This window comes from Streptomyces sp. enrichment culture (genome assembly GCF_964273255.1).
In the GTDB taxonomy this organism is placed as follows: Bacteria; Actinomycetota; Actinomycetes; order Streptomycetales; family Streptomycetaceae; genus Streptomyces.
This window is the reverse complement of sequence record NZ_OZ186835.1, coordinates 6,380,594-6,402,595: the sequence shown is the minus strand read 5'-3', so window position 1 is coordinate 6,402,595 and position 22,002 is coordinate 6,380,594. Positions and strand designations below refer to the sequence as shown.

Below are 22,002 nucleotides of genomic sequence, written 5' to 3'. Positions count from 1 at the left end.
CGGCCGCCGCCGTGGGGGACACTGCGCGGGTGAGCGTCGTCGTGTGGAGTGCCGCCGGATCACTCGCCGCGTGGCTGTGGCTGCTGCTCGGCCAGGGCTTCTTCTGGCGGACGGACGTCCGGCTGCCGCCCGGCCGGGAGCCGGACTCCTGGCCGCCGGTGTGCGTGGTGGTCCCAGCCCGGGACGAGGCCGGGGTGCTGCCCGTGAGTCTGCCGACGCTGCTGGCCCAGGACTACCCGGGCCGTGCCGAGGTGTTCCTCGTCGACGACGGGAGCACGGACGGCACCGGCGCGCTCGCGCGGGAGCTGGCCCGGGAGCGGGGCGGGCTGCCGCTGACGGTCGGCACGCCCGGTGAGCCGCCGGCCGGCTGGACGGGCAAGCTGTGGGCCGTGCGGCACGGCATCGCCCTGGCGGGCGAGCGGCAGCCCGCGTACCTGTTGCTGACGGACGCCGACATCGCGCACGCGCCGGACAGCCTGCGCCGCCTGGTCGCCGCGGCCTCGGGCGGCGGGTTCGACGTGGTCTCGCAGATGGCCCGGCTGCGGGTGGCGAGCCGCTGGGAGCGGCTGGTGGTGCCGGCCTTCGTCTACTTCTTCGCCCAGCTGTACCCGTTCCGGCGGATCTCCCGGCCGGGCGCCCGCACTGCGGCCGCGGCGGGCGGCTGCGTGCTGCTGCGGGCCGGCACGGCCGCGCGGGCCCGGATCCCCGACGCCATCCGGCACGCCGTGATCGACGACGTGGCCCTGGCGCGGGCGGTCAAGGACGCCGGCGGGCGGGTCTGGCTGGGCCTGGCGGACGGGGTGGACAGCGTGCGCCCGTACCCGCGGCTGGGCGACCTGTGGCGCATGGTGTCGCGCAGCGCCTACGCGCAGCTGCGGCACAGCCGGCTGCTGCTGGCGGGCACGGTCGCCGGGCTGGCGCTGGTCTACCTGGTCCCGCCGGCGGCGGTGGCCGCGGGCGCCGTGACGGGCTCGTGGCCGGCCGCGGCGCTCGGCGCGGCCGCCTGGCTGGTGATGGCGGGGACGTACCTGCCGATGCTGCGCCACTACCGGCAGCCGTGGTGGCTCGCGCCGCTGCTGCCGTTCACGGCGCTGCTGTACCTGCTGATGACGGTGGACTCCGCGGTGCAGCACCACCGGGGGCGCGGTGCCGCGTGGAAGGGCCGCACCTACGCCCGGCCGGACGTCGTCGCCGAGGAGGGCTGACGCCGGCCGGGCGCAGCGGTCACTTCCGGCCGGGGGTCCAGTTCATGCCCCAGCCGTAGGCGTGGTCGACGGTGCGCTGGGGGCTCACCCCGCGTTCCGGGATCAGGTAGCGGGCCTCGCGCTGCACCACGAGGTCGCCGTCCGGGGTGCCGGTGATCAGGGCGAGGGCGCACACCGTCGAGGGGACGGTGCACTCGTCGAGCGAGAAGTCGATCGGGGCGCCGTTCTGCGGCCGGAGGGTCACCGTGGCGTTCAGGTCGGCGAAGGAGCGCGCGCCCTCGTAGATGGTGACGAAGACCAGGATGCGCCGGAAGGCCTGCTTGTGGTCGAGGTTGACCGTGAGGTTCTCACCGCTGGAGACGGCGCCGGTGCGGTCGTCGCCGTCCAGGTGGATGTACGGGGGCTGGTGCAGCGAGCCGAAGGCGTTGCCGAGGGCCTGGACGACGCCCTTGCGGCCGTCGGTGAGCTCGTAGAGGGCGCACAGGTCGAGGTCCAGGTCGGAGTGGGTGGCGACCGCGCGGCCGAGCTTCGCGGCCCAGCCCGAGAACTGCTTGCGCACTTCCCAGTTGAGGTTGACGTGCAGGGCGCCCGAGGTGCCGCCCTGCTTGGTGAGCGAGACCGAGGGGGCGGCCTTGGTGAGCGTCACCTTGGTCAGCCGCACGGGTGCCGCGGCGGGCGCGGCGGGCGCGGGCGGCGGCGTCACCGGCCGGGCCGCGGCGGGCGCCGGGGCGGCGGGCGCGGGCTGGGGCGAGGGCGCGGGCGCGGCCTGCTGGGGTTCGTCGACGGTGATGCCGTAGTCGGTGGCGAGGCCCTCCAGGCCGCTGCTGTACCCCTGGCCGACGGCACGGAACTTCCAGGCGCCCTGGCGGCGGTAGAACTCGCCCAGGACGAACGCCGTCTCGGTGGTGGCGCCGGTGCTGTCGTACCGGGCAGCGACGGTTCCCCCGGCGTCCTGCACCTCGATGTAGAGGCCGGGGAGCGCTCCGAAGGTGCCGCCGTCGCAGGAGGCGGCGAGGATGACGGTCTCGATGGCGGGTTCCACCCGGGTGAGGTCCACCGAGAGGGTGTCGGTGACGCGGTCCCCGGCGTTCCGCTTGCCCTCGTGCCGCACGGCGCCCGAGGCGTGGGCCGGCTGGTTGTAGAAGACGAAGTCGTCGTCGGAGCGGACCTTTCCACCGACCAGCAGGAGCGCCGAGGCGTCCGCGTCCGGCACCCCCGGGCCGGAGCGCCACCCCAGCTCCACCCGCAGCGCCGCGGTCGGCACCGGTGTGTTCGATCCCTTCGGCATGGACATGTGCGCCCCCATCACGGGTCATCACGCCAGGTCGGGCCCCGGCACGCGTGGTCTTCTCGTCCGCCCCCACTATGCCCGGTGGGCCGCGGACGTGAGGAGCGGCCCGTCATGACCGGGAGTCAACCGGCGGTAACACGCCCGGAACTCGGGCTTTACCAGAATGTCAGCCGCCCGGACGCCCCTTTTCGGGGAGTTCACTCCCATTAGTGCTGCCACGCCACTGCGGGCACGGAAAAGAACCGTCTTACCGGTCTCCCCAAAAACACATCGTGGGCTTAACTTATGTGCCATGACCTCCCCCCGCTCCACTTATGGCGGCGGTTACTACTCCGCCTCCTTCCCGGACACTCCGATCTACGACTCGCTCGTGGCCGAGCGGGGCACCCCGCAGATCGCCCCGATCCGGGTCCCGTCCGCTTACGAGGCGCCGGGCAGTCATCTGCCCGCGCTTCCCTCGGCGTTGCCCGCCCTCCCGGCGGCACCCTCCCAGCACGGCTACGGCTACCCGCAGGCCCCGCAGCCCGCACCGCTGCAGCAGGCGCCCGCGGCCTACATCCCGCAGCAGGCCACCGCGCCGCGCGGCTATCCCGGCCCGCAGCCGCAGCCGCCGCGCCCGGTGCCCCCGGGCGGGGGCTACGAGGCGATGCGCCCGGCGGCGGCTCCGCGGCCCGGTCCGGCTCCGTACCAGGACCCGTACCAGAGCCAGCAGTACCGCGGTTACTGAGCACCGCTGACCGAACCTCCCCACGGAGCCGTCCGGCCGTCCGGCAGGATGGCTCCATGGGGAACGCGCGTCTGCACTCGATCCACATTCATCCGGTCAAGGCGTTCCGGAGCGTGCCGCTCACGGAGGTCGTCGTAGAGCCCTGGGGGCCCGCCGGAGACCGGCGCTGGATGCTGATCGACGACGGGGGCCGGGTCGTCACACAACGTCAGCAGCCGCGCCTGGCAACCGCCGCCGCCGAGTTGTCGCCCGGCGGCGGCGTGCGGCTGTCCGTGCCGGGGACGGAGCCGCTGACCGTGCCCGTCCCCCGGGCCGGCACGACGATCACGGTCGAGCTGTTCGACGACAAGGTGGAGGCGCTGCCCGCCGACGACCCGGCCGTGCGGGAGTGGTGCCGGGACCGCTTCGGCACCGGCTACCGCCTCGTGCACCTGGACGACCCCGCCACCCGCCGCCGGATCGACCCGGCGTACGCGGAGCCGGGTGACACCGTCACGTTCGCGGACGGCTACCCCCTGCTGCTCACCACCACCGCGTCCCTCGACGCCCTCAACTCCCTGATCGCGGCGGGGGACCACGCCCACGAGGGGCCCCTGCCCATGAACCGCTTCCGGCCGAACCTCGTGGTGGCGGGCACCGGCGCCTGGGCGGAGGACGACTGGGAGCGCATCGCGGTGGGCGAGGTCGCCTTCCGGGTCGCCAAGCCCTCCGGCCGGTGCGTGGTGACCACCACCGACCAGCACACCGCCCGGCGCGGCCGGGAACCGCTGCACTCCCTGGCGCGGCACCGCCGGCACGGCGGCCGGCTGCTGTTCGGCCAGAACCTGATCCCGCTCACCACCGGCACCGTCCGCACCGGCGACCCGGTCCGCGTCCTCGCCCGCCGGACCGCCCGACCGTGACCGGCGGACCGCCCGCCGCACCACGTGACCGGCCCAGCGGCCCGGCCGGCGGCGGGCTCGTCCACGGGCGGCGGCCCGGCCGCGCGGTCCGCCCCGCGCGCGGTCCGGGGCACCGGTTCGCTCCCCGGACCGTGCGGGCGCCCGACCGGTACGGACGCGGCACGGACACCTCGGGCGGCCTTCCGGCTCCGGTCAACCCGCCCGCCCCGCGCACGCTACGGTGGACCGGGCCGAGGCACTCGGCGACAACCCGCGTACAACGAGGTGGGGGCACAGTTACGCCATGGCACAGGGCACGGTCCAGGTGACGCACACCGGCACCTCGCGGTGGCGGCGCCGCACGGGTGAGTACGCATCGCTCGCCGCCGCTCTGGAGGCCGCGGCCGACGGTGACGTCCTCACCGTCGCCCCCGGCACGTACCGGGAGAACCTCGTCGTGGAACGGGCCGTGACCCTGCGCGGGCCCGACGGCTCCCCCGGTTCGGTGCGCATCGCGCCCGCCGACGGCGTGCCGCTCACCGTGCGGGCCTCGGCGGTGGTCCAGGACCTGCACGTGGAGGGCCAGGACGCCGCCGCCCCCGCCGTACTCGTCGAGGACGGCACCCCGGAGCTCCGCGACATACGGATCGTCACCCGCTCCGCCGCCGGCATCGAGGTGCGCGGCAGCGCCCGGCCCACCGTGCGCCGCTGCACGGTCGACAATCCCGCCGGCGTCGGCATCGCCGTACTCGACGGCGGGGGCGGGGTGTTCGAGGAGTGCGAGGTCGTCTCCGCCGGGCAGGCGGGCGTCGCGGTGCGCGGCGGGGGCCACCCGCGCCTGGAGCGCTGCCGGGTGCACCACGCCGCCGGTTCGGGCCTCACCGCGACCGGGGAGAACTCGGCGCTGGAGGCGGTGGGGTGCGAGGTGTACGAGGTGCGCGGCAGCGGTGTCCAGGTCACCCACCGGGCCGCCGCCCACCTCACCGACTGCGACGTGCACCGCACCACCGGCGACGGGGTCACCCTCGACACCGACGCGGTGCTGACGCTGGCCGACTGCCGGATCCACGACATCCCGGAGAACGCGGTCGACCTGCGCTCCCGCTCGGTGCTCACCCTCACCCGCACCACCGTGCGGCAGTTCGGCCGCAACGGCCTGTCGGTGTGGGACCCCGGCACGCGCGTGGACGCCAACCAGTGCGAGATCTTCGACAGCACCGGTGACTACCCGGCGGTGTGGGTGAGCGACGGAGCCACCGCCGTCCTGGACTCCTGCCGGGTGCACGACGTGCCGGACGCCCTGTTCGTGCTCGACCGCGGGTCCCGCGCCGACGTGGTCGACAGCGACCTGTCCCAGGTGCGCAACACCGCGGTGTCGGTGAGCGACGGCGCCACCGCGCAGCTCGACGACTGCCGGATCCGCGAGGCGGCGACGGGCGCCTGGTTCCGCGACCACGGCAGCGGCGGCACCCTCAGCAACTGCACCCTGGACGGCACCCAGACCGGTGTCATCGTCACCAAGGGCGCCGACCCGACCGTCGAGCGCTGCACCGTCGACTCCCCCGCCGAAGCGGGCGTGTACGTCTCCGCGGGAGGCCGCGGCAGCTTCCTGAACTGCCGGGTCACCGGCAGCGGGGGTTACGGCTTCCACGTGATCGACGGCAGCCGCACCACACTGCGCAAGTGCCGCACCGAGCGCTGCGCGCGCGGGGGCTACGAGTTCGCGGAGGGAGGCACGGACGGGGCCGGAGCCGGCGGCCCGCTGGTCGAGGACTGCACCAGCGACGAGAGCGGCGGCCTGCGCCCCGCGGCCACCGCGACCACCGAACCGGCGGTGCAGACCGCGGACCGCTCGCCCGGCCTGCTGGGCGCCGTCCCCGTGCAGCGCCCCGAACCGGTGCCCTCCGCCCCGGTGCCCCCCGAGCCCGCGGCGGCGTCCGGGCAGGAGGTCCGCGAGTCGAAGGCCGTGCTCGGCGAACTCGACGCGCTGGTGGGCCTGGAGAGCGTCAAGCGCGAGGTGCGGGCGCTGATCGACATGATCGAGGTGGGCCGCGCCCGGCAGCGGGCGGGCCTGAAGGCGGCCTCGGTGAAGCGGCACCTGGTGTTCACCGGCTCCCCCGGCACCGGCAAGACCACCGTCGCCCGGCTGTACGGCGAGATCCTGGCCTCCCTCGGGGTGCTGGAGAAGGGGCACCTGGTCGAGGTGTCGCGGGTGGACCTGGTCGGCGAGCACATCGGCTCGACGGCGATCCGCACCCAGGAGGCGTTCGAGAAGGCCCGCGGCGGTGTGCTGTTCATCGACGAGGCGTACGCACTGTCCCCGGAGGACGCCGGGCGGGACTTCGGCAAGGAGGCCATCGACACGCTGGTGAAGCTGATGGAGGACCACCGGGACGCCGTCGTGGTGATCGTCGCGGGCTACACGGCGGAGATGGAGCGGTTCCTGTCGGTCAACCCCGGGGTGGCGTCCCGTTTCTCACGGACCATCACCTTCGGCGACTACGGTCCGCAGGAACTTCTGCGCATCGTGGAGCAGCAGGCCGAGGAGCACGAGTACCGGCTCGCCCCCGGCGCCGCCGAGGCCCTGCTGACGTACTTCACGGACATCCCCAAGGGGGCGGCCTTCGGCAACGGCCGCACCGCGCGCCAGACGTTCGAGGCGATGGTGGAGCGGCACGCGGGCCGGGTCGCCCAGCTCGCGGAGCCGAGCACCGACGACCTGACCCTGCTCTACGGCGAGGACCTGCCGGCACTGCCCTGATCCACCGCGCCGGACGCGGGTTCGGACACGGGTTCGGCCAGGGGTTCGGACGCCGGCCCGGGTACCGCACCGGACGGCGGCCCGGTGGGGCGCGGCCCCGGCACCTCGGGCCGCAGCCGGGCCAGGAGCCGGCGCCGTTCCTCGGCGAAGACCGGGTCGGCCCGGTAGTCGGAGTGGCCCAGGATGGGCGCGGGCAGCGGGTGGGCGCGGGTGCGGCCGTAGGCGAGGGGGTCCTTGAGCGGCGGGCGGTCCACCGGCGGGCCGTCGTCGCCGGACAGCCGCACGGGACCGCCGATGGGGTCGGTGAGCCGGTACAGGTTGGTCCAGCAGTCGGCCTCCCGGTGCAGCCGGCCGAGGGCCTCCGGCCCGAAGTGGGCCGGGAACCAGCGGCCGTAGAGGCGTTCCAGCGGGGACCCGTACGTCAGCAGCGCCACCCGCTTGCGGGTCGCGGGCGGCAGCTGCCAGGCCGCGGCGGCGGCCAGCACGCTGCCCTGGGAGTGGCCGGAGACGACCAGCCGCCCGCCGGTCTCCTGCGTCCAGGTGGCGATCCGCCAGGTCAGGTCCGGCACCGCACGCTCCGCGTAGCAGGGCGGGGCGAAGGGGTGGGCGGCGCGCGGCCAGAAGGTGCCGACGTCCCAGAGGATGCCGATGGTGCGCCGCGCGGAGGCGTCCTGGTAGGCGCGCCGCCCCCAGGTGACGAACAGTATGAAGCCCAGGCCGATCAGCCACGAGCCGAGGGCCTGCGCGGTCTCGGCGGCGCCGTGGACGACGGCGTACGAGCCGCGGGCGGCCTCGCCGGGCGTCCGGTCGGTGACCAGGGCGCCGACGAGGGCGCCCGCGCCCAGCAGCAGGGTGGCGCCGGAGGTGACGGCGACGATGCGCGGACCGCGGTCGGTGAGGGCGGCCATGGCGCGGGCGTAGGCGATGCGGCGGGTGCGGGCGGCGTCCGCCTGTTCGCCGGGGTAGTCGCGGGCGACGGCGGCGCGCTCCTCGCGGGCCAGCAGCCAGGCCCGCCGGGCCAGCCAGCCGGCCAGCACCAGGAGCAGGACCAGCAGGGGCGGGATCACGGAGGCCTGCCAGGTCAGCACGACGGGCGGCCCGGGCATCGCGGTGCCGGTGCCGTCGAGCCAGTCCGCCACCCGTTGGGCGACGCCGCCGGACATCACGCCGCCCAGGGCGCAGGCCAGCATCGCCACGGCCGGCCCGGCGAGTCCGCGCAGCGCGGCACGGCGGTCGGGGTCGCTGCGGTGCAGCACGCGGGCGGCCACGCCCAGGGCGATCACCAGCAGCCCCTGGGCGAGGCCGAGGGCACCGAACGTCTCGTCGCCCGGGAGCCTGCCGGAGGACACCCAGCCGGGCCGTTCCCACCCGGCGTACAGCACGCTGAGCACGAGCAGGGCGAGAGCGGTGAGCGGCAGCCACCGCACCAGGTGCCGGTCGAGCGCGCCGTCGGCCCGGCGCTCGGCCCGGCCCCGGCGGCACACCACCCACACGACGACGGCCGCGGCGGCGGCCAGCGCGGCCTCCAGGAGGAGGCCGAGCAGCGCGGGCACGGCCGGCTCGGCGGCCTCGCGGTCGTGACGGGCGGCGGCGGAGCCGACCGCGGCGGCGACCGTCAGCAGCCCCGCCGCGGTGTGCGCGGCGCGCAGCCGGGCGCCGAGGCGGCGGCCGTACCAGAAACCGGGGCGGCCCAGCGCGGTGCCGCCGTCCCCGTCCCCTCCCCCGGGTCCCCCGGGGCCCCCGGGGGACCCGGAACCGTCGGGGCCGGCGGTGTGGTCCCGGGACAGCGGCTGCTGGGACTCGTAGGCGCTCCAGGTGCGCAGGGAGAGGTACCACAGCAGACCGGTCAGCGCGGTGGGCACCAGCGCGGCGAGGGCGAGGCGGCGGCCGGGCATGCTCCACCAGCCGCCGTCGGAGGTCTCGGGCGACAGGAAGCCCAGCCAGGAGTGGCGGGCGGCGCACGCGCCGGTGCCCGCGCACTGCCAGGCGGCCAGGTCCAGGGCGACCTCGCAGGCGGCGGCGACGAGCAGCACCGTCAGGCTCAGTCCGGCCAGCCGCAGCAGCACGCCGTACAGCCGCACCGTGCGGGGGCGGCCGCGGGCGGTGGGGCGCATCCAGTGGGCGAGGTTGACGACCATGAACGGCAACAGCAGCAGCCACAGGGCGCGGGTGCCGTTGCCGGAGGTGAGGTTGCACCAGACGTACGCCTCGGGAACCGGCCCCTCGCGCCGCCCGGAGGGCCGCCGCTCGGCGTCGGCGTCGTCGGCCCGGCGGAAGACGGCGGCCACGTCGTCGCCGGTGACGCGGACCGTGCGCGGGTCATCGAGCATCGCCTCGGGGGTCGTGCCGCCCACGCCGTGGACGAGGAGTTCCAGGGCCGCGCCGGGTTCCCCGGGACCTGCGGCGGGGGCCCCGGCGCCCTCCGCCGGTCCGCGTTCCTGCGCCCGTTCCACTGCTCGGCACTCCCCCCGGTGACACGCCGTCGGCTCGGTCCGTGCGGGCACAGGATGTCCGGCGGCGGCCCCCCTCACACCTCCCGTCACGCAATCTCCCCGGTCCGTGTGACCGGGGGCGGACGGACGGGGCGGGAGTGACGTGTGCGCGACGTTCCGCCGGTGGCGCCCGGCGGGTGGCGTCGTGGGAGGATGGAACGTCCGTGCACCGGGGCCGGGTGGATCGCGCTCGCCGCGGCGGGAGTGCCGGGCGGGTCGGACGGTTGAGCGGCGAAAGGACCGGAGCGTACGTGAGCGAGAATCAGAACCTCCTCGCGGAGCAACGACGCACCCTCATCCTGGACGAGGTCCGGCGCCGGGGCGGGGTCCGGGTCAACGAGCTGACCCGCAGGCTCGGCGTGTCGGACATGACGGTCCGCCGCGACCTCGACGCGCTGGCCCGGCAGGGCGTGCTGGAGAAGGTGCACGGCGGCGCGGTCCCGGTGGTGGAGGCCAGCACCCACGAGCCCGGTTTCGAGGCCAAGTCGGGTCTGGAGCTGAGCGCCAAGGAGGACATCGCGCGGGCCGCCGCCGAACTGGTCCCGCCGGGCGCCGCGATCGCGCTCTCGGGCGGGACGACGACGTTCGCGCTGGCGCACCGGCTGCTGGAGGTGCCCGATCTGACGGTGGTCACCAACTCGGTGCGGGTGGCGGACGTCTTCCACGCGGCGCAGCGCACGTCGGGTCCGCGTCCGGGTGCCGCGACGGTGGTGCTGACGGGCGGGGTGCGGACCCCGTCGGACTCGCTGGTGGGGCCGGTGGCCGACCAGGCGATCGCCACGCTCCACTTCGATCTGCTGTTCCTCGGCGTGCACGGGATATCCGTCGAGGCGGGCCTGTCGACGCCGAACCTCGCGGAGGCCGAGACCAACCGCCGGCTGGTGCAGTCGGCGCGGCGGGTCGTGGTGGTCGCCGACCACACCAAGTGGGGCACGGTGGGCCTGAGTTCGTTCGCCTCCCTGGACCAGGTGGACACGCTGGTGACCGACTCCGGACTGCCGGCCCGGGCGCGGGAGCAGGTCGCGGAGCGGCTGCGCCGGCTGGTGGTGGCGGGCGAGGGCGGGACGTCCGCGGAGACCGGGGCGGGGCAGGAGGAGGCGGTGTCCGGCGACGGGACTCCCGCAGCCACCTCCGGCCCGGCGTCCGATGCCGGTGACGGCTCCCGCCCGGCCGCCGACGGTGGTGACGGCTCCCGTCCGGCCGCCGGTGCGGGTGACGGCTCCGCCCCCGATGCCGGTGGCGGCTCCGGCTCCGCCGAAGAGTCCGAAGAGTCCGCGGAGGAATCCGCGGAGGGGGCCTCGGAGTCCGCGGAGGGGTCCGCGGAGGGCGACCGCGTCTCCTGAGCTGCCGGGGCCCGGGACGGCCGGGATCCGCGCCGGGCGGAGAGGCGTGCGCGGGGCGTACGACGCCCCCTCGCGGACCACACCGGGGTCCTCGCCCGTCGACCGCGACGGCGCGCTTCCGACGGGGCCGTGGTGTCAGTCCGGCCAGACGCCGGTGGTCAGCAGGGTGTCGATGACCGCCGCGTACGGGGTGATGTCCAGCCCCTGCCCGGTCAGCCAGGCGTCCGAGTAGTAGCGGTCGAGGTAGCGGTCCCCCGGGTCGCACAGCAGGGTGACCACGCTGCCCTCCCGCCCGGCGGCCACCATCTCCGCGACGATCCTCAGCGCGCTCCACAGCCCGGTGCCGGTGGAGCCGCCCGCCCGGCGCCCGATCGCCTTCTCCAGGGCGCGGACCGCGGCGACGCTGGCGGCGTCCGGCACCTTCATCATCCGGTCGATGGCACCGGGCACGAAGCTGGGCTCCATTCGGGGCCGGCCGATGCCCTCGATGCGCGACCCCCGGTCGCAGGTGACGTCGCCGTCACCGGTCGTCCAGCCGTCGAAGAAGCAGGAGTTCTCGGGGTCGGCGACACAGATGCGGGTGTCGTACTGGAGGTAGTGGACGTAGCGGGCCAGCGTCGCGGAGGTGCCGCCGGTGCCGGCCGTCGCGACGATCCACTCGGGTTCGGGGAACCGTTCCCGTTCGAGCTGGCGGAAGATCGACTCGGCGATGTTGTTGTTGCCCCGCCAGTCGGTGGCCCGTTCGGCGTAGGTGAACTGGTCCATGTAGTGGCCGCCGGTCTCCGCCGCGAGTGCGGCGGACGCCTCGTACATGGTGCGGGGGTCGTCCACGAAGTGGCACCGGCCGCCGTGGAACTCGATCAGGCGGCACTTCTCGGCACTGGTCGTGCGGGGCATGACGGCGATGAAGGGCACCCCGATCAGTTGCGCGAAGTACGCCTCGGACACGGCCGTGGAGCCGCTGGACGCCTCGATCACCGGGCGGTCCGGACGGATCCAGCCATTGCACAGCCCGTAGAGGAACAGCGACCGGGCCAGCCGGTGCTTGAGGCTGCCGGTGGGGTGCGTGGACTCGTCCTTGAGGTAGAGGTCGACGCCCCACCGTTCGGGCAGCGGGAAGCGCAGCAGGTGGGTGTCGGCGGAGCGGTTGGCGTCCGCCTGGACCCGGCGGACGGCTTCTTTCAGCCAGTCGCGATAGGCGGAATCGGTTCGGTCGACGTCGAGGGTGACGTCCGCCGGGACGAGGGGGGAAGTGCTCACGGCGGGGCTCCTTACGCTGAGCACCGACGGCGTCTCACGCGGCCGGTGCACCGATCATAAGCACCTCGCGCACCCCTTTTCACCTGCATAAACGCTTCTTTGGGCGCCTCAAAGGGGCCCCTGGGGACGGGGGCGCGAAGGCGTGGGGGCGCACGGACCGAAGTGCTTCGCGCGCCTCCGGAAGGGGGAGCGCGCGTACTGGTGCTCGACGGCGCACGGGGGCACACTGCACCGGCGGGAGGAACCCCGGAAGGGGAGACTGGTGGTGGACGCGCCGGACCCGGGCGGGTCCGGCACACCGACGCACGACGAGGGGGCGTGGGACATGGCGGAGCCGGAGTTCACGGCCACCGGCGTGCGGATCGGCAGGCGACTGCGGTCGCTCACCCGGGCCGGCCAGGTCCGGATCAGCGACGGCCGCCTCGAACTGCTCACCAGCTACGGCACGGAGATCGACAGCGCCCCGGTGCAGGCCGTGCGCGCCTCCCGACCCTGGTTCGCCCCGGAGGACAGGGCGTTGGCGGACGTCAACGGCACCCGCTACTCGCTCACCCTCGGTGACCACGATCCCGCCCCGGGCGAGCCCGGCCCGCCGGCGGCACGCCGCTTCATCGAGGCCGTGCGGCGGGCAGCGGGGCGCGGCGACTGAGATGTCCGCGAGTTGCGCCGCCTCACCCCGTGCGTCACGCTGGTCACACGTCACTCTGGGTTTACCGGCGATAACGCTGCGAACCAGCCCGCCGGCCACGACAGCAGGCGGCAGCGTCACGCAGGCATCCTGCTGGATCCGTACTCCGTGTTCTTCCGGACTCCGATCCGGACCTGACATCGGGGAGTCGCAGCCGTGATCAGTCACCCAAGCAGACAGTGCACGGTGGAGCTCCAAGCCCTGCCGTCGCGGATCGGACAGGTCCGCAGAATCGTATCTGCGCAGTTGCGCTACTGGCATATGGACTGCCTGATCGACCGGGCCTCGCTCGGCGTGACGGAATTGCTGTCCAACGTCCACCGGCACGCCCGGCCCGACAAGACCTGCACCGTCGAGATGGAGCTCCTGCTCGACCGACTGAAGGTCTCGGTGCACGACCGCGATCCCCGCCTGCCCGTCGTGTCGGACGCGAGCCCGCTCGCGACCTGCGGCCGGGGGCTGGCGATGGTGGCCGCGATGAGTGAAAGCTGGGGCGCCCTGCCCGAGGGCGACGACGGCAAGGTCGTGTGGTTCACCCTGCCGACGCCCGCCGTGACCGCCGCTCCCGTCCCGGCCCGCCTGCCGCGGCTGAACGGGGCGGAGCCCTCGCCCCGGATCACCGAGGTCGCGGAGGTCGCCCTGGTCGAACGCGTCACCGAGGGCCACCGCGCCGAACCCGCTCCCGCCCGGTCCGCCGTTCCCGGCTGACCGGGCGGTGACCTCGTCACCGCCGCGGTCGCGGTCCTGGCCGTACCCGTCACGACGCGGGGTCCGTCGGGACGCCCCTCGCGGGCGGACGGTGGGCGGGCGGAAACCGCCCGGCGGGCACGGCCGCCCGCCGGGCAGGGGCGGCCGCCGGGCAGGGGCGGCCGCCGGGCAGGGGCGGTCGGCCCGGGGAGGCGCGATCACGGGTGTACCGGGGACCGCGGGGTGGTTTGGGGTCGCGTGCGGGCAGGGCCGGCGTCCGTGAGTCTCCGTGTGTGTCCACGGCCGGCAGCCGGGCTGTCTCCCGGGGGACGTCGTGGAGACGCCCGGCCCGCCGGTCGTCCCGTGGGCCGGACGTCCCGTCGTCCGGTCCTGCCGTCGTCCGGCCCTACGGTCGTCCGGTTCTCCGGTCTCCGGCCGTCGGGTCGTCCCGCCGTCTGCCGTCCGCCGTCCGCCGTCCGCCGTCCGCCGTCCGCCGTCCGGTCAGCGTGGGCCGGAAGGCCCGAACTGTTCGTCCAGGACGGACAGTCGGCGCCAGTACTCCTCCTCGTCGATCTCGCCGGAGGCGAACCGGCGGCCGAGCACGGTCAGGGGCGAGTCGTCCCGGGCGGGGGGCCGTCCGGGGCCGCGTCCCGTGTGCCGGGCCGTGCGGCGCAGCAGGGTGAGGCCGGCCCCGATGGCCAGGGCCCAGAAGAGGGGCAGGAGCAGGATCCACGGGCCGGGCCCGCCGTCGCCGAAGTGCGCCAGGGTCTGCATCGTCGTTCAACTCCTCGGAAGCGGTGCTGTCATGCACGCCGGTCTCTTCCGAGGGTGGTCCCGCGAGGCCCCGGGGGCGTCGTACGGCCGTCGGCCGTGGCGCTGCTCCCCGGGGAGTACGCGGAGACCCGCGCGGCTGCTCCTCCGGCGGGCGGCAGCCGCGCGGGCCCGGTCAGGACGAGGGCTGGGCGGTGTCCTTCATCCGTCCCCAGCCGTGCCAGCGCTCGACCTCGACCCAGGCGCTGATCCGGCCCCGCTCCCGGTTCGGGTACGGGTCGCCGGTGTAGTGCCGGGCGAGGCGGTCGATGTCGGCGAGGTCCTCGTCGTCCCGCCACTCGGCCACGCGGCCGATGAGGGTGACGTGGGTGTACCAGTCGTCCTCGGCCAGGACGGTGAGGGTGACGCGCGGGTCGCGGCGCAGGTGCTTCAGGCGGACGCGGCCTTCGTCGAGGTTGAGCAGGACCCGCCCGTCCTCCCAGAGGTACCAGGTGGCCGTGGACACGGGTGCGCCGTCGGAGCGCACGGTGGCCATGACGCACGGGTTGGGGCGGCGCAGCAGGTCGACGGCCTCGGCGGGCAGCGGGGGCTCGGACACGGGGATCTCCTCCGGTTGACGGGTGGGGCGGGGGTCGGGGGGCCGTGCCGGGGCGGCACGGGCGGGGTGGCCGGACGGCCTGGTCAGTCCGGGAAGCTGGCGTAGTACGCGGCGGCCATGTCCTCGTCGCCGTGGCCCTGGGCCGCCGCGCGTTCCAGGCGCTCCGCGCTCGCCGCGGCCACGTCCAGGCGTGCGCCGTGCTGTTCACCGGCCTTCACGATCAGCCGGGCGTCCTTGGCGGCCGTGGTCACGGCGAACGAGGCCGGGGTCAGCCGGTTCGCGCGGATGAGGCCGGCCTTGGCGTGCAGGTAGCCCATGTCGAGGGGGCCGCCCCGGACGAGGTCGAGGAAGCCGTCGGGGTCGACGTCCAGGGCCTCGGCGAGGGCCAGCGCCTCGCCGACGGCGGAGGTGGCCGCCAGGACCCAGCTGTTGACCACCAGTTTCAGGCGGGTGGCGCTGCCGGCGGCGCCGTCGTCGCCGGTCCACACGGTGCGGGCGCCGACCGCGTCGAAGACGGGCGTCACCGTGTGCCGGCCCTCGGCGGGACCGGCGGCGAGCACGGTCAGCTGCCCGGCCTCGGCGGGCTGCCGGGTGCCGAGCACGGGGGCGTCGTAGAACAGCAGACCGTGTTCACGGGCGAGAGCGGCGAGTTCGGTGACGCCGTCGAGTCCGGCGGTGGTGGACTGCGCCCAGACCGTGCCGGGCCGCAGAGCGGGCACGGCCTGCCGCATGACATCGAGGGTGACGGGGCCGTCGTGCAGCATCGTCAGCACGACGTCGGCCGGGGCGACCGCGTCGGCGGGCGTGTCCGTGACGTGCGCGCCGTCGGCGGCCAGGGGTTCGGCCTTGGCGCGGGTCCGGTTCCAGGCGCGGACGGCGTGTCCGGCGCGGGCGAGGTTGCGGGCCATCGCGGCGCCCATGATGCCGGTGCCCAGGACCGCCACGGTGAGCTGCTCGTCGGTCATGCCGTCCGCCTTCCGTCGTCGGGCCGGGCCGCCTTCCGGCCCCCGTGTCCTGTACCCGGTTCCGCCGGGTGCGTGCGCGTGCCGTCCGGGGGCTCCTCCGACGGCCGGAGGGCCCGCCGCGGCCCTCGGCCTCCCGGCCACGGGCCCGGTCCGGGATTACGCGAGGGCGCCCAGCGGGTCGTCCAGGACGGGCTGCCAGGCGAGTTCGGCCGCGCCGACCAGGCTGTTGTGGGCCAGGGTGCAGGGCAGGATCGGGACGCTGCCGCTGCGGCCCCACAGGCTGCGGTCGGCGACGACGGCGCGCAGCCGGTCCGGGTCCGCGTCCAGCAGCGTGCCGTGCAGGCCGCCGAGGATGATCCGGTCGGGGTTGAGGATGTTCACCAGCCCGGCGAGGCCGAGGCCGAGGCGGTCGATCAGGTGCTCGGTCGCGGCGCGGACGGCCGGGTCGTCGTAGTGCTCGCGGATCAGGGTGTCGGCGTGCTTCAGCAGGGAGACCTCGGGGCCCGGAGCCCGGCCGGCGGCGGTCAGGAAGGCCAGCGGGTCGGTCTCGACGTCGAGGCAGCCGCGGCTGCCGCAGTGGCAGGGGCGGCCCTCCGGGTGGACGGGGAGGTGGCCGACCTCCAGGGCGAGCCCGGAACTGCCGGAGTGCAGGCGGCCGTCGAGGACCAGCGCGCCGCCGACGCCGCGGTGGCCGGTGGCCACGCACAGCAGGTCGCGGGAGCCCCGTCCGGCGCCGTGCCGGTGCTCGGCGAGGGCGGCGAGGTTGACGTCGTTGGCGGCGAAGGCGGGGCCGTCGAGTCCGGCGGCCCGCACCTGCTCGGTGAAGATCTCCCGCACCGGCGCCCCCGCCGGCCAGGCCAGGTGCAGCGGGTTGAGCGCCAGCCCTTCCGGTTCGGCGACCGCGGACGGCACGGCGAGCCCCGCTCCCACGCACCGGCGCCCGGTCTCGCGGAGCAGGTCGGCGCCGGCCGCCACGACGGAGCCGAGCACCTTCGCCGGGTCGGCGTCCACGACCTCGCAGCCGGGCGTCGTGGCGACGATCCGGCCGCCGAGGCCGACCAGGGCGGCACGGAACCCGTCGGCGTGCACCTGTGCGGCGAGGACCACGGGGCCGTCCTCGGCGACCGCGAGCCGGTGGGAGGGGCGCCCCTGCGAACCGGCGGCGGCTCCGGGGCGGGCATCCACCCGGATCAGGCCCAGCGCCTCCAGTTCGGCCGCGACCGCCCCCGCGGTGGCCCGGGTCACGCCGAGCTCGGCGGTGAGCACCGCGCGGGTGGGCGCCCGGCCGGTGTGGACGAGCTCCAGGGCGGGGCCGAGCGCGCCGCGCCCCCGGTCCAGCCGCGCCCTCGTGGTGGTCCCTTTCCCCGGCGTCCCGGGGTCCGCGTTGCCGCTCATGAAGGAGAGTGTTCCATGATCCGTCCAGGTGGCCGACTACAGGCCGGACACCCGCAGCGTGATGTTCAGCCGTCCCTCCAGCCCCAGCTGAGGCGGTGCGGTGCCGGCGTGCACGCGGGGCACCCCGTGGTACGCGAGCCGGGACGGCCCGCCGAAGACGAACAGGTCGCCGCTCCGCAGTTCGACGTCGGTGTAGGGGCGGGTCCGGGTCTCGGTGTTGCCGAAGCGGAAGACGCAGGTGTCGCCGAGGCTCAGGGACACCACGGGCGCGTCCGCGCGCTCGTCGCTGTCGCGGTGCATGCCCATCCGGGCGTCGGCGCCGTAGAAGTTGACCAGCGCGATGTCGTAGTCCGCTCCCCCGGCCGCGCCGGTGCCCAGGGCGTCGGCCACCGCGCGCCGGCCCAGGCGGCCGAGGAGGTCGGGGAACGGTTTGACCGGGGCGCCGTCGCCGTCGACGACGGTGCGGGCGTACCCGTAGGGGTACCAGTGCCATCCCAGGCACACCTGGCGGGCGGACATGGTGCCGCCGCCGGGGGTGCGGACCGTGCGCAGCCCGGCGGGCGGCCGGGCCCACTCCCGGCAGGCAGCCAGCAGCTCGCGCTGCGCGTCGGCATCGAGCCAGCCCGGCACGTGCACCGCGCCGGGCGCGATCCGCGCGCGGGGCCTGGGGAACAGCTCGGGGTCCATGCCCCCATCCTGCCGGACCGGGCCTGAGCTGCGGCTCGGCTAGCCTGTGGGCACGATGGACGACCGTATGACGACGCCGTGGGGTGCTCCGGCGCTGACCCGCTTCCCCGAGGATCCGCGTGACCGGCTGCGCGCCTGGGACGCCTCCGACGCCTATCTGCTCCGGTACCTGGACCGGGAGGGGATCGCTCTGTCCGGGACCGTCGTGGTGCTCGGTGACCGGTGGGGCGCGCTGGTCACGGCGCTGGCGGCGCACCGGCCGACGCAGATCACGGACTCCTGGCTGGGGCAGCAGGCGACCCGGGCCAACCTGGCGCGCGACGGGGTGGAGCCCGGGGCGGTCCGGCTGCTCACCACGCAGGACGCGCCGCCGGGCCGGATCGACGTGCTGCTCGTGCGGGTGCCCAAGAGCCTGGCCCTGCTGGAGGACCAGCTGCTGCGGCTGGCCCCCGCCGTGCACGCGGACACGGTGGTGATCGGCACCGGCATGGTCAAGGAGATCCACACCTCCACGCTGCGCCTGTTCGAGCGGATCCTCGGCCCGACCAGGACCACGCTCGCCGAACAGAAGGCGCGGCTGATCCTGTGCACGCCGGACCCGGACCTGGAACGGCCGGACAACCCCTGGCCGTACCGCTACACGCTGCCCGAGGACATCGGCGCGGTGTCCGGCAGGCCGGTCGTCAACCATGCGGGCGTGTTCTGCGCGGACCGCCTCGACATCGGCACCCGGTTCTTCCTGCGGCACCTCCCGGCCGCCGGTGACGGGGCCCGGGTGGTGGACCTGGGCTGCGGCAACGGCGTGGTCGGCACGGCGGTGGCGCTGGCCCAGCCGCGGGCCGAAGTGCTGTTCACGGACGAGTCGTTCCAGGCCGTGGCGTCCGCCGAGGCCACCTACCGGGCGAACGGCGTGCCGGGGCACGCGGAGTTCCGGGTCGGCGACGGGCTGACGGGCGTGCCGGACCGGAGCGTCGACCTGGTGCTCACCAATCCGCCCTTCCACTCCCACCGGGCGACCACGGACGCCACCGCCCGGCGGATGTTCGGGGACGCCCGGCGGGTGCTGCGGCCGGGCGGCGAGCTGTGGGTCGTCGGCAACCGGCACCTGGGGTACCACGTACGGCTCCGGCGGCTGTTCGGCAGCAGCGAAGTCGTCGCGTCCGACCCGAAGTTCGTGGTGCTCAGGGCCGTCCGGCGGTGACCGGCCGCCGGGGCCGGTGACACCCCCGCGGGGCGTTCACCGCGCGGAGGGCACCCTGGGGCCCAGGGCCCGGACGATGCCGGCGACCGTGCGGGCCATGGCCTCGCGGCCCACCGTGAGGTAGCGGCGGGAGTCCACGGCCTCCGGGTGGGCGGCCAGGTACTGCCGGATCGCGCCGGTCATGGCGATGTTCAGCGCGGTGCCGACGTTGACCTTGGCGATGCCGCCGGCGACGGCGGCGGCGAGTTCCTCGTCGGGCAGCCCCGACGAGCCGTGGAGGACGAGGGGCACGTCCAGCCGGGTGGCGAGCCGTTCGAGCAGGGCGTGGTCGACGGCGGCGGTGCGCGTGGTCATGGCGTGGGTGGTGCCGACGGCGACGGCCAGGGCGTCCACGCCCGAGTCGGCGACGAAGGCGCGGGCCTGATCGGGATCGGTGCGGGCACCGGGCGCGTGGGCGTCCAGCGGGGGCCGGCCGTCCTTGCCCCCGATGTCGCCCAGTTCGGCCTCGATCCACAGCCCGTGGGCGTGGGCCCAGTCGGCGGCGGCCCGGGTGGCGGCCAGGTTCTCGTCGTAGGGCAGCCGGGCCGCGTCGTACATCACGGAGCCGAATCCGGCGTCCGGGGCCTGGCGCAGCAGGGCGTCGCTCTGGACGTGGTCGAGGTGCAGCGCCACGGGGACGGCGGCGCGCTCGGCGGCGGCGACGGCGGCCCGGGCCAGCGGGAGCAGCCGGCCGTAGCGGAACCGGACGGCGTTCTCGCTGACCTGGAGGACGACGGGGGCGTCCACCGACTCGGCGCCCGCGATGACGGCCTCGACGTGTTCCAGCGTGATGACGTTGAAGGAGGCGACCGCCGAGCGGGACTCGGTGGCGCGGGAGACGAGCTCGGCGGTGGTGGCGAGGGGCACGGCCGGTCCTTTCCGGGTGGGCGAGTCGGTGCCGGGGCGCCCGGGGCGCGGGCGCCGCGGCGGGCGTGCTCCGCGGGACGGCTCAGGGTTCGAGGACGACCGAGCGGGTGAGGTGGCGGGGGCGGTCGGGGTCGAGCCCGCGGGCGGCGGCGACGGTCACGGCCAGGCGCTGGGCGCGGACGAGTTCGGCGAGCGGGTCGAGGGTGCCCTCGACCCACAGGGCGCCGGTGTCCCGGACCTGCCGGGCCAGGCCGTCCGGGGCGGTGCCGAACATCCAGGTGGCCGTGCCGCCGGTGCTGACGCTGATCGGCCCGTGCCGGTACTCCATCGCCGGGTACGCCTCCGTCCAGGCGAGGGCCGCCTCCCGCATCTTCAGTGCCGCCTCACTGGCCAGACCGACGGTCCAGCCGCGGCCCAGGAAGGTGAACTGGCCGCAGTCCGGGAGCCCTTGGGGCAGGGGCTGCGCGAGCGCGGTCCGGGCGTCCTCGGCCACGCGGTCGGTGTGCAGGCCGAGATGGGCACGGAGCAGCGTGAGGGCCGTGGTCGCGAACCGGGTCTGCACCACGGACCGTTCGTCGGCGAAGTCCAGGACGACCAGGGCGTCGGCCACCTCCCGCACCGGGGTGGCGGGGTCCGCGGTCAGGGCGGTGGTGCGGGTGCGGCCCTTCAGCGCGGCGAGCAGGTCGAGCACTTCGGTGGTGGTGCCGGACCGGGTCAGGGCGACGACCCGGTCGTAGCGGCGGGCGGACGGGAACTCCGAGGCGGCGAAGGCGTCTGTCTCCCCCTGACCCGCCTCCTCGCGCAGGGCCGCCACGGCCTGGGCCATGAAGTACGACGTCCCGCAGCCGACGATCGCGACCCGCTCCCCCGGCGCCGGGAGCACCGGCCGGTGTTCCGCAGCCCCGTCCGCGGCCCGGACCCAGCACGCGGGCTGGCTGTTCAGTTCGTCCTCGACATGCGTCACGGCCGGAGCACCCCCACCTGATGGATGATTGTTCTTGCAAGATAGAGCCTGGTTTCGAGCAGAATCAAGCACGGAAGGGCAGTTCCCCTCTTCCCGGTGGGCTAGGGTCGCCCTCGGACGTCGGGGCGGCGGGCGCGGCTGAGGCGGTTGAGGCGGCGGGAGCGGCTGAGGCGGCCGGCGGCGCTCACGCCGGGCACGCCCGGCACTCCGGTCCCGGCGGACACTCCGGGCCCGGCGGACACGACGACTTGTCGACACATCGGCAGATCGGCCCATCGGCCCATCGGTGCGGCGGGGCAGTGAGGCGGAACGGTGCGGTGGGATGGCCGTCCGGCGGTGCGGCACGGCCGTGCGGTACACCGGTACGAATCGAGTCGTAGGAAGACGGACGGGAGGGCGGATGGCGCGGGACGCCCGCTGGCAGACGCTGCTGGAACTGCTCGGGGAGCGCGGTCGGCTGGACGTCGAGGAGGCGGCCGTGGAGCTGGCGGTGTCCCCCGCGACGATCCGGCGGGACCTGGACCGGCTCGCCGAGCAGCGCATGCTGGTGCGCACCCGGGGCGGCGCCGTCGCGCACGGCGTGTCGTACGAGCTGCCGCTGCGCTACAAGACGGCGCGGCACGCCCCTCAGAAGCAGCGGATCGCCCGTGCGGTGGCGGATCTCGTCACGCCGGGCCAGGCGGTCGGGCTGACCGGCGGCACGACGACCACGGAGGTCGCCCGGGCCCTGGCCGTCCGCTCGGACCTGGCGTCCGGCACACCGGCGCTGACCCTGGTGACGAACGCGCTGAACATCGCCAACGAGCTCGCCGTCCGGCCGCAGTTCAAGATCGTGGTGACGGGCGGCGTCGCCCGCCCCCAGTCCTACGAGCTGACCGGACCGCTGGCGGACGGCGTACTGGACCAGGTGACCCTGGACGTGACGGTGCTGGGGGTCGTCGCGTTCGACGTCACGCACGGTGCCGCCGCGCACGACGAGGCCGAGGCCGCGGTCAACCGGCGGCTGTGCGAGCGGGCGGGGCGGGTGGTGGTGGCCGCCGACTCCAGCAAGCTGGGGCGCCGGGCGTTCGCCCGGATCTGCGCGGCACAGGCCGTGGAGACGCTGGTCACCGACGCGGCGGCGGCCCCGGAGGCGGTGCGCGCGTTCGAGGAGGCGGGACTCCGGGTCGTCGTGGTGTGA

17 protein-coding genes and 2 pseudogenes are annotated in these 22,002 nt (G+C 75.4%); 9 read left to right on the top strand and 10 right to left on the bottom strand.

The window, feature by feature from the left end; all coding sequences use genetic code 11:
- The first annotated feature begins 11 nt into the window (after positions 1–11).
- Positions 12–1,205: a glycosyltransferase gene (locus ACSU53_RS27975; protein ID WP_437033454.1), complete on the top strand. Its 1,194-nt coding sequence runs from the start codon at positions 12–14 to the stop codon at positions 1,203–1,205.
- Between the two features lie 19 nt (positions 1,206–1,224).
- Here ACSU53_RS27975 and ACSU53_RS27970 read toward each other — a convergent pair whose 3' ends face one another.
- A complete protein-coding gene (locus tag ACSU53_RS27970; RefSeq protein WP_437033452.1) occupies positions 1,225–2,493 on the bottom strand; it encodes a TerD family protein in 1,269 nt (422 codons plus the stop codon).
- 295 nt (positions 2,494–2,788) lie between these two features.
- On the opposite strand from ACSU53_RS27970, the gene ACSU53_RS27965 reads away from it, so the two are divergent.
- The 3 genes from ACSU53_RS27965 to ACSU53_RS27955 all read left to right on the top strand — a co-directional run bounded on the left by ACSU53_RS27965 (position 2,789) and on the right by ACSU53_RS27955 (position 6,865).
- On the top strand, positions 2,789–3,223 hold the full coding sequence (locus ACSU53_RS27965; protein ID WP_437032169.1) for a DUF6643 family protein: 435 nt from the start codon (positions 2,789–2,791) through the stop codon (positions 3,221–3,223).
- A gap of 56 nt (positions 3,224–3,279) precedes the next feature.
- Entirely contained in the window at positions 3,280–4,125 is an 846-nt protein-coding gene (locus ACSU53_RS27960; protein ID WP_437032167.1) for an MOSC domain-containing protein, read from the top strand.
- Between the two features lie 283 nt (positions 4,126–4,408).
- A complete protein-coding gene (locus tag ACSU53_RS27955) occupies positions 4,409–6,865 on the top strand; it encodes a right-handed parallel beta-helix repeat-containing protein (RefSeq protein ID WP_437032165.1) in 2,457 nt (818 codons plus the stop codon).
- Here the strand turns inward: ACSU53_RS27955 and ACSU53_RS27950 are convergent.
- A complete protein-coding gene (locus ACSU53_RS27950; protein WP_437032163.1) occupies positions 6,835–9,318 on the bottom strand; it encodes a hypothetical protein in 2,484 nt (827 codons plus the stop codon). The genes ACSU53_RS27955 and ACSU53_RS27950 overlap by 31 nt on opposite strands.
- A gap of 290 nt (positions 9,319–9,608) precedes the next feature.
- On the opposite strand from ACSU53_RS27950, the pseudogene ACSU53_RS27945 reads away from it, so the two are divergent.
- Positions 9,609–10,433: pseudogene (locus ACSU53_RS27945) on the top strand (DeoR/GlpR family DNA-binding transcription regulator); the annotation flags it as partial.
- 402 nt (positions 10,434–10,835) lie between these two features.
- Here the strand turns inward: ACSU53_RS27945 and ACSU53_RS27940 are convergent.
- The gene (locus ACSU53_RS27940; protein ID WP_437032161.1) at positions 10,836–11,960 is read right to left on the bottom strand and encodes a PLP-dependent cysteine synthase family protein; all 1,125 of its coding nucleotides are present in this window, start codon (positions 11,958–11,960) and stop codon (positions 10,836–10,838) included.
- 325 nt (positions 11,961–12,285) lie between these two features.
- Here ACSU53_RS27940 and ACSU53_RS27935 point away from each other — a divergent pair, with 325 nt between their 5' ends.
- Together ACSU53_RS27935 and ACSU53_RS27930 are read left to right on the top strand one after the other, a co-directional pair.
- Positions 12,286–12,609, top strand: a complete 324-nt coding sequence (locus ACSU53_RS27935; protein WP_362100624.1) for a hypothetical protein — start codon at positions 12,286–12,288, stop codon at positions 12,607–12,609.
- Between the two features lie 195 nt (positions 12,610–12,804).
- The gene (locus ACSU53_RS27930; protein WP_437032159.1) at positions 12,805–13,356 is read left to right on the top strand and encodes an ATP-binding protein; all 552 of its coding nucleotides are present in this window, start codon (positions 12,805–12,807) and stop codon (positions 13,354–13,356) included.
- Between the two features lie 480 nt (positions 13,357–13,836).
- Here the strand turns inward: ACSU53_RS27930 and ACSU53_RS27925 are convergent, their stop codons facing one another.
- The 5 genes and pseudogenes from ACSU53_RS27925 to ACSU53_RS27905 form a co-directional block, all read right to left on the bottom strand.
- Positions 13,837–14,109, bottom strand: a complete 273-nt coding sequence (locus ACSU53_RS27925; protein ID WP_437032157.1) for an SHOCT domain-containing protein — start codon at positions 14,107–14,109, stop codon at positions 13,837–13,839.
- A gap of 172 nt (positions 14,110–14,281) precedes the next feature.
- A complete protein-coding gene (locus ACSU53_RS27920; protein ID WP_437032155.1) occupies positions 14,282–14,704 on the bottom strand; it encodes a PPOX class F420-dependent oxidoreductase in 423 nt (140 codons plus the stop codon).
- Positions 14,705–14,787: 83 nt separating this feature from the next.
- A pseudogene (locus ACSU53_RS27915) lies at positions 14,788–15,675 on the bottom strand (NAD(P)-dependent oxidoreductase); the annotation flags it as partial.
- Positions 15,676–15,825: 150 nt separating this feature from the next.
- Positions 15,826–17,064 carry an ROK family protein gene (locus tag ACSU53_RS27910; protein WP_437032154.1) on the bottom strand — a complete coding sequence of 413 codons (1,239 nt, stop codon included), beginning with the start codon at positions 17,062–17,064 and terminating at the stop codon, positions 15,826–15,828.
- Between the two features lie 36 nt (positions 17,065–17,100).
- A complete protein-coding gene (locus ACSU53_RS27905; RefSeq protein WP_437032152.1) occupies positions 17,101–17,751 on the bottom strand; it encodes an alpha-ketoglutarate-dependent dioxygenase AlkB family protein in 651 nt (216 codons plus the stop codon).
- Positions 17,752–17,818: 67 nt separating this feature from the next.
- Here ACSU53_RS27905 and ACSU53_RS27900 point away from each other — a divergent pair, with 67 nt between their 5' ends.
- Complete coding sequence (locus ACSU53_RS27900; protein ID WP_437033449.1) at positions 17,819–18,952, top strand: methyltransferase; 1,134 nt, start codon at positions 17,819–17,821, stop codon at positions 18,950–18,952.
- Between the two features lie 36 nt (positions 18,953–18,988).
- Here ACSU53_RS27900 and ACSU53_RS27895 read toward each other — a convergent pair whose 3' ends face one another.
- The gene (locus ACSU53_RS27895) at positions 18,989–19,858 is read right to left on the bottom strand and encodes a class II fructose-bisphosphate aldolase (protein WP_437032150.1); all 870 of its coding nucleotides are present in this window, start codon (positions 19,856–19,858) and stop codon (positions 18,989–18,991) included.
- An 82-nt stretch (positions 19,859–19,940) separates the two neighbouring features.
- Entirely contained in the window at positions 19,941–20,822 is an 882-nt protein-coding gene (locus ACSU53_RS27890; protein ID WP_437032148.1) for an SIS domain-containing protein, read from the bottom strand.
- A 400-nt stretch (positions 20,823–21,222) separates the two neighbouring features.
- On the opposite strand from ACSU53_RS27890, the gene ACSU53_RS27885 reads away from it, so the two are divergent.
- Positions 21,223–22,002 (top strand): DeoR/GlpR family DNA-binding transcription regulator, encoded by a 780-nt coding sequence (locus ACSU53_RS27885; protein WP_437032146.1) that lies wholly within the window; start codon positions 21,223–21,225, stop codon positions 22,000–22,002.

Excerpts from the sequence above, each read along its gene's own strand:
- ACSU53_RS27970 (WP_437033452.1), bottom strand. The coding sequence starts at position 2,493 with ATGCCGAAGGGATCGAACACACCGGTGCCGACCGCGGCGCTGCGGGTG.
- ACSU53_RS27965 (WP_437032169.1), top strand. The coding sequence starts at position 2,789 with ATGACCTCCCCCCGCTCCACTTATGGCGGCGGTTACTACTCCGCCTCC.
- ACSU53_RS27960 (WP_437032167.1), top strand. The coding sequence starts at position 3,280 with ATGGGGAACGCGCGTCTGCACTCGATCCACATTCATCCGGTCAAGGCG.
- ACSU53_RS27955 (WP_437032165.1), top strand. The coding sequence starts at position 4,409 with ATGGCACAGGGCACGGTCCAGGTGACGCACACCGGCACCTCGCGGTGG.
- ACSU53_RS27935 (WP_362100624.1), top strand. The coding sequence starts at position 12,286 with ATGGCGGAGCCGGAGTTCACGGCCACCGGCGTGCGGATCGGCAGGCGA.
- ACSU53_RS27925 (WP_437032157.1), bottom strand. The coding sequence starts at position 14,109 with ATGCAGACCCTGGCGCACTTCGGCGACGGCGGGCCCGGCCCGTGGATC.
- ACSU53_RS27910 (WP_437032154.1), bottom strand. The coding sequence starts at position 17,064 with ATGAGCGGCAACGCGGACCCCGGGACGCCGGGGAAAGGGACCACCACG.
- ACSU53_RS27905 (WP_437032152.1), bottom strand. The coding sequence starts at position 17,751 with ATGGACCCCGAGCTGTTCCCCAGGCCCCGCGCGCGGATCGCGCCCGGC.
- ACSU53_RS27900 (WP_437033449.1), top strand. The coding sequence starts at position 17,819 with ATGACGACGCCGTGGGGTGCTCCGGCGCTGACCCGCTTCCCCGAGGAT.
- ACSU53_RS27885 (WP_437032146.1), top strand. The coding sequence starts at position 21,223 with ATGGCGCGGGACGCCCGCTGGCAGACGCTGCTGGAACTGCTCGGGGAG.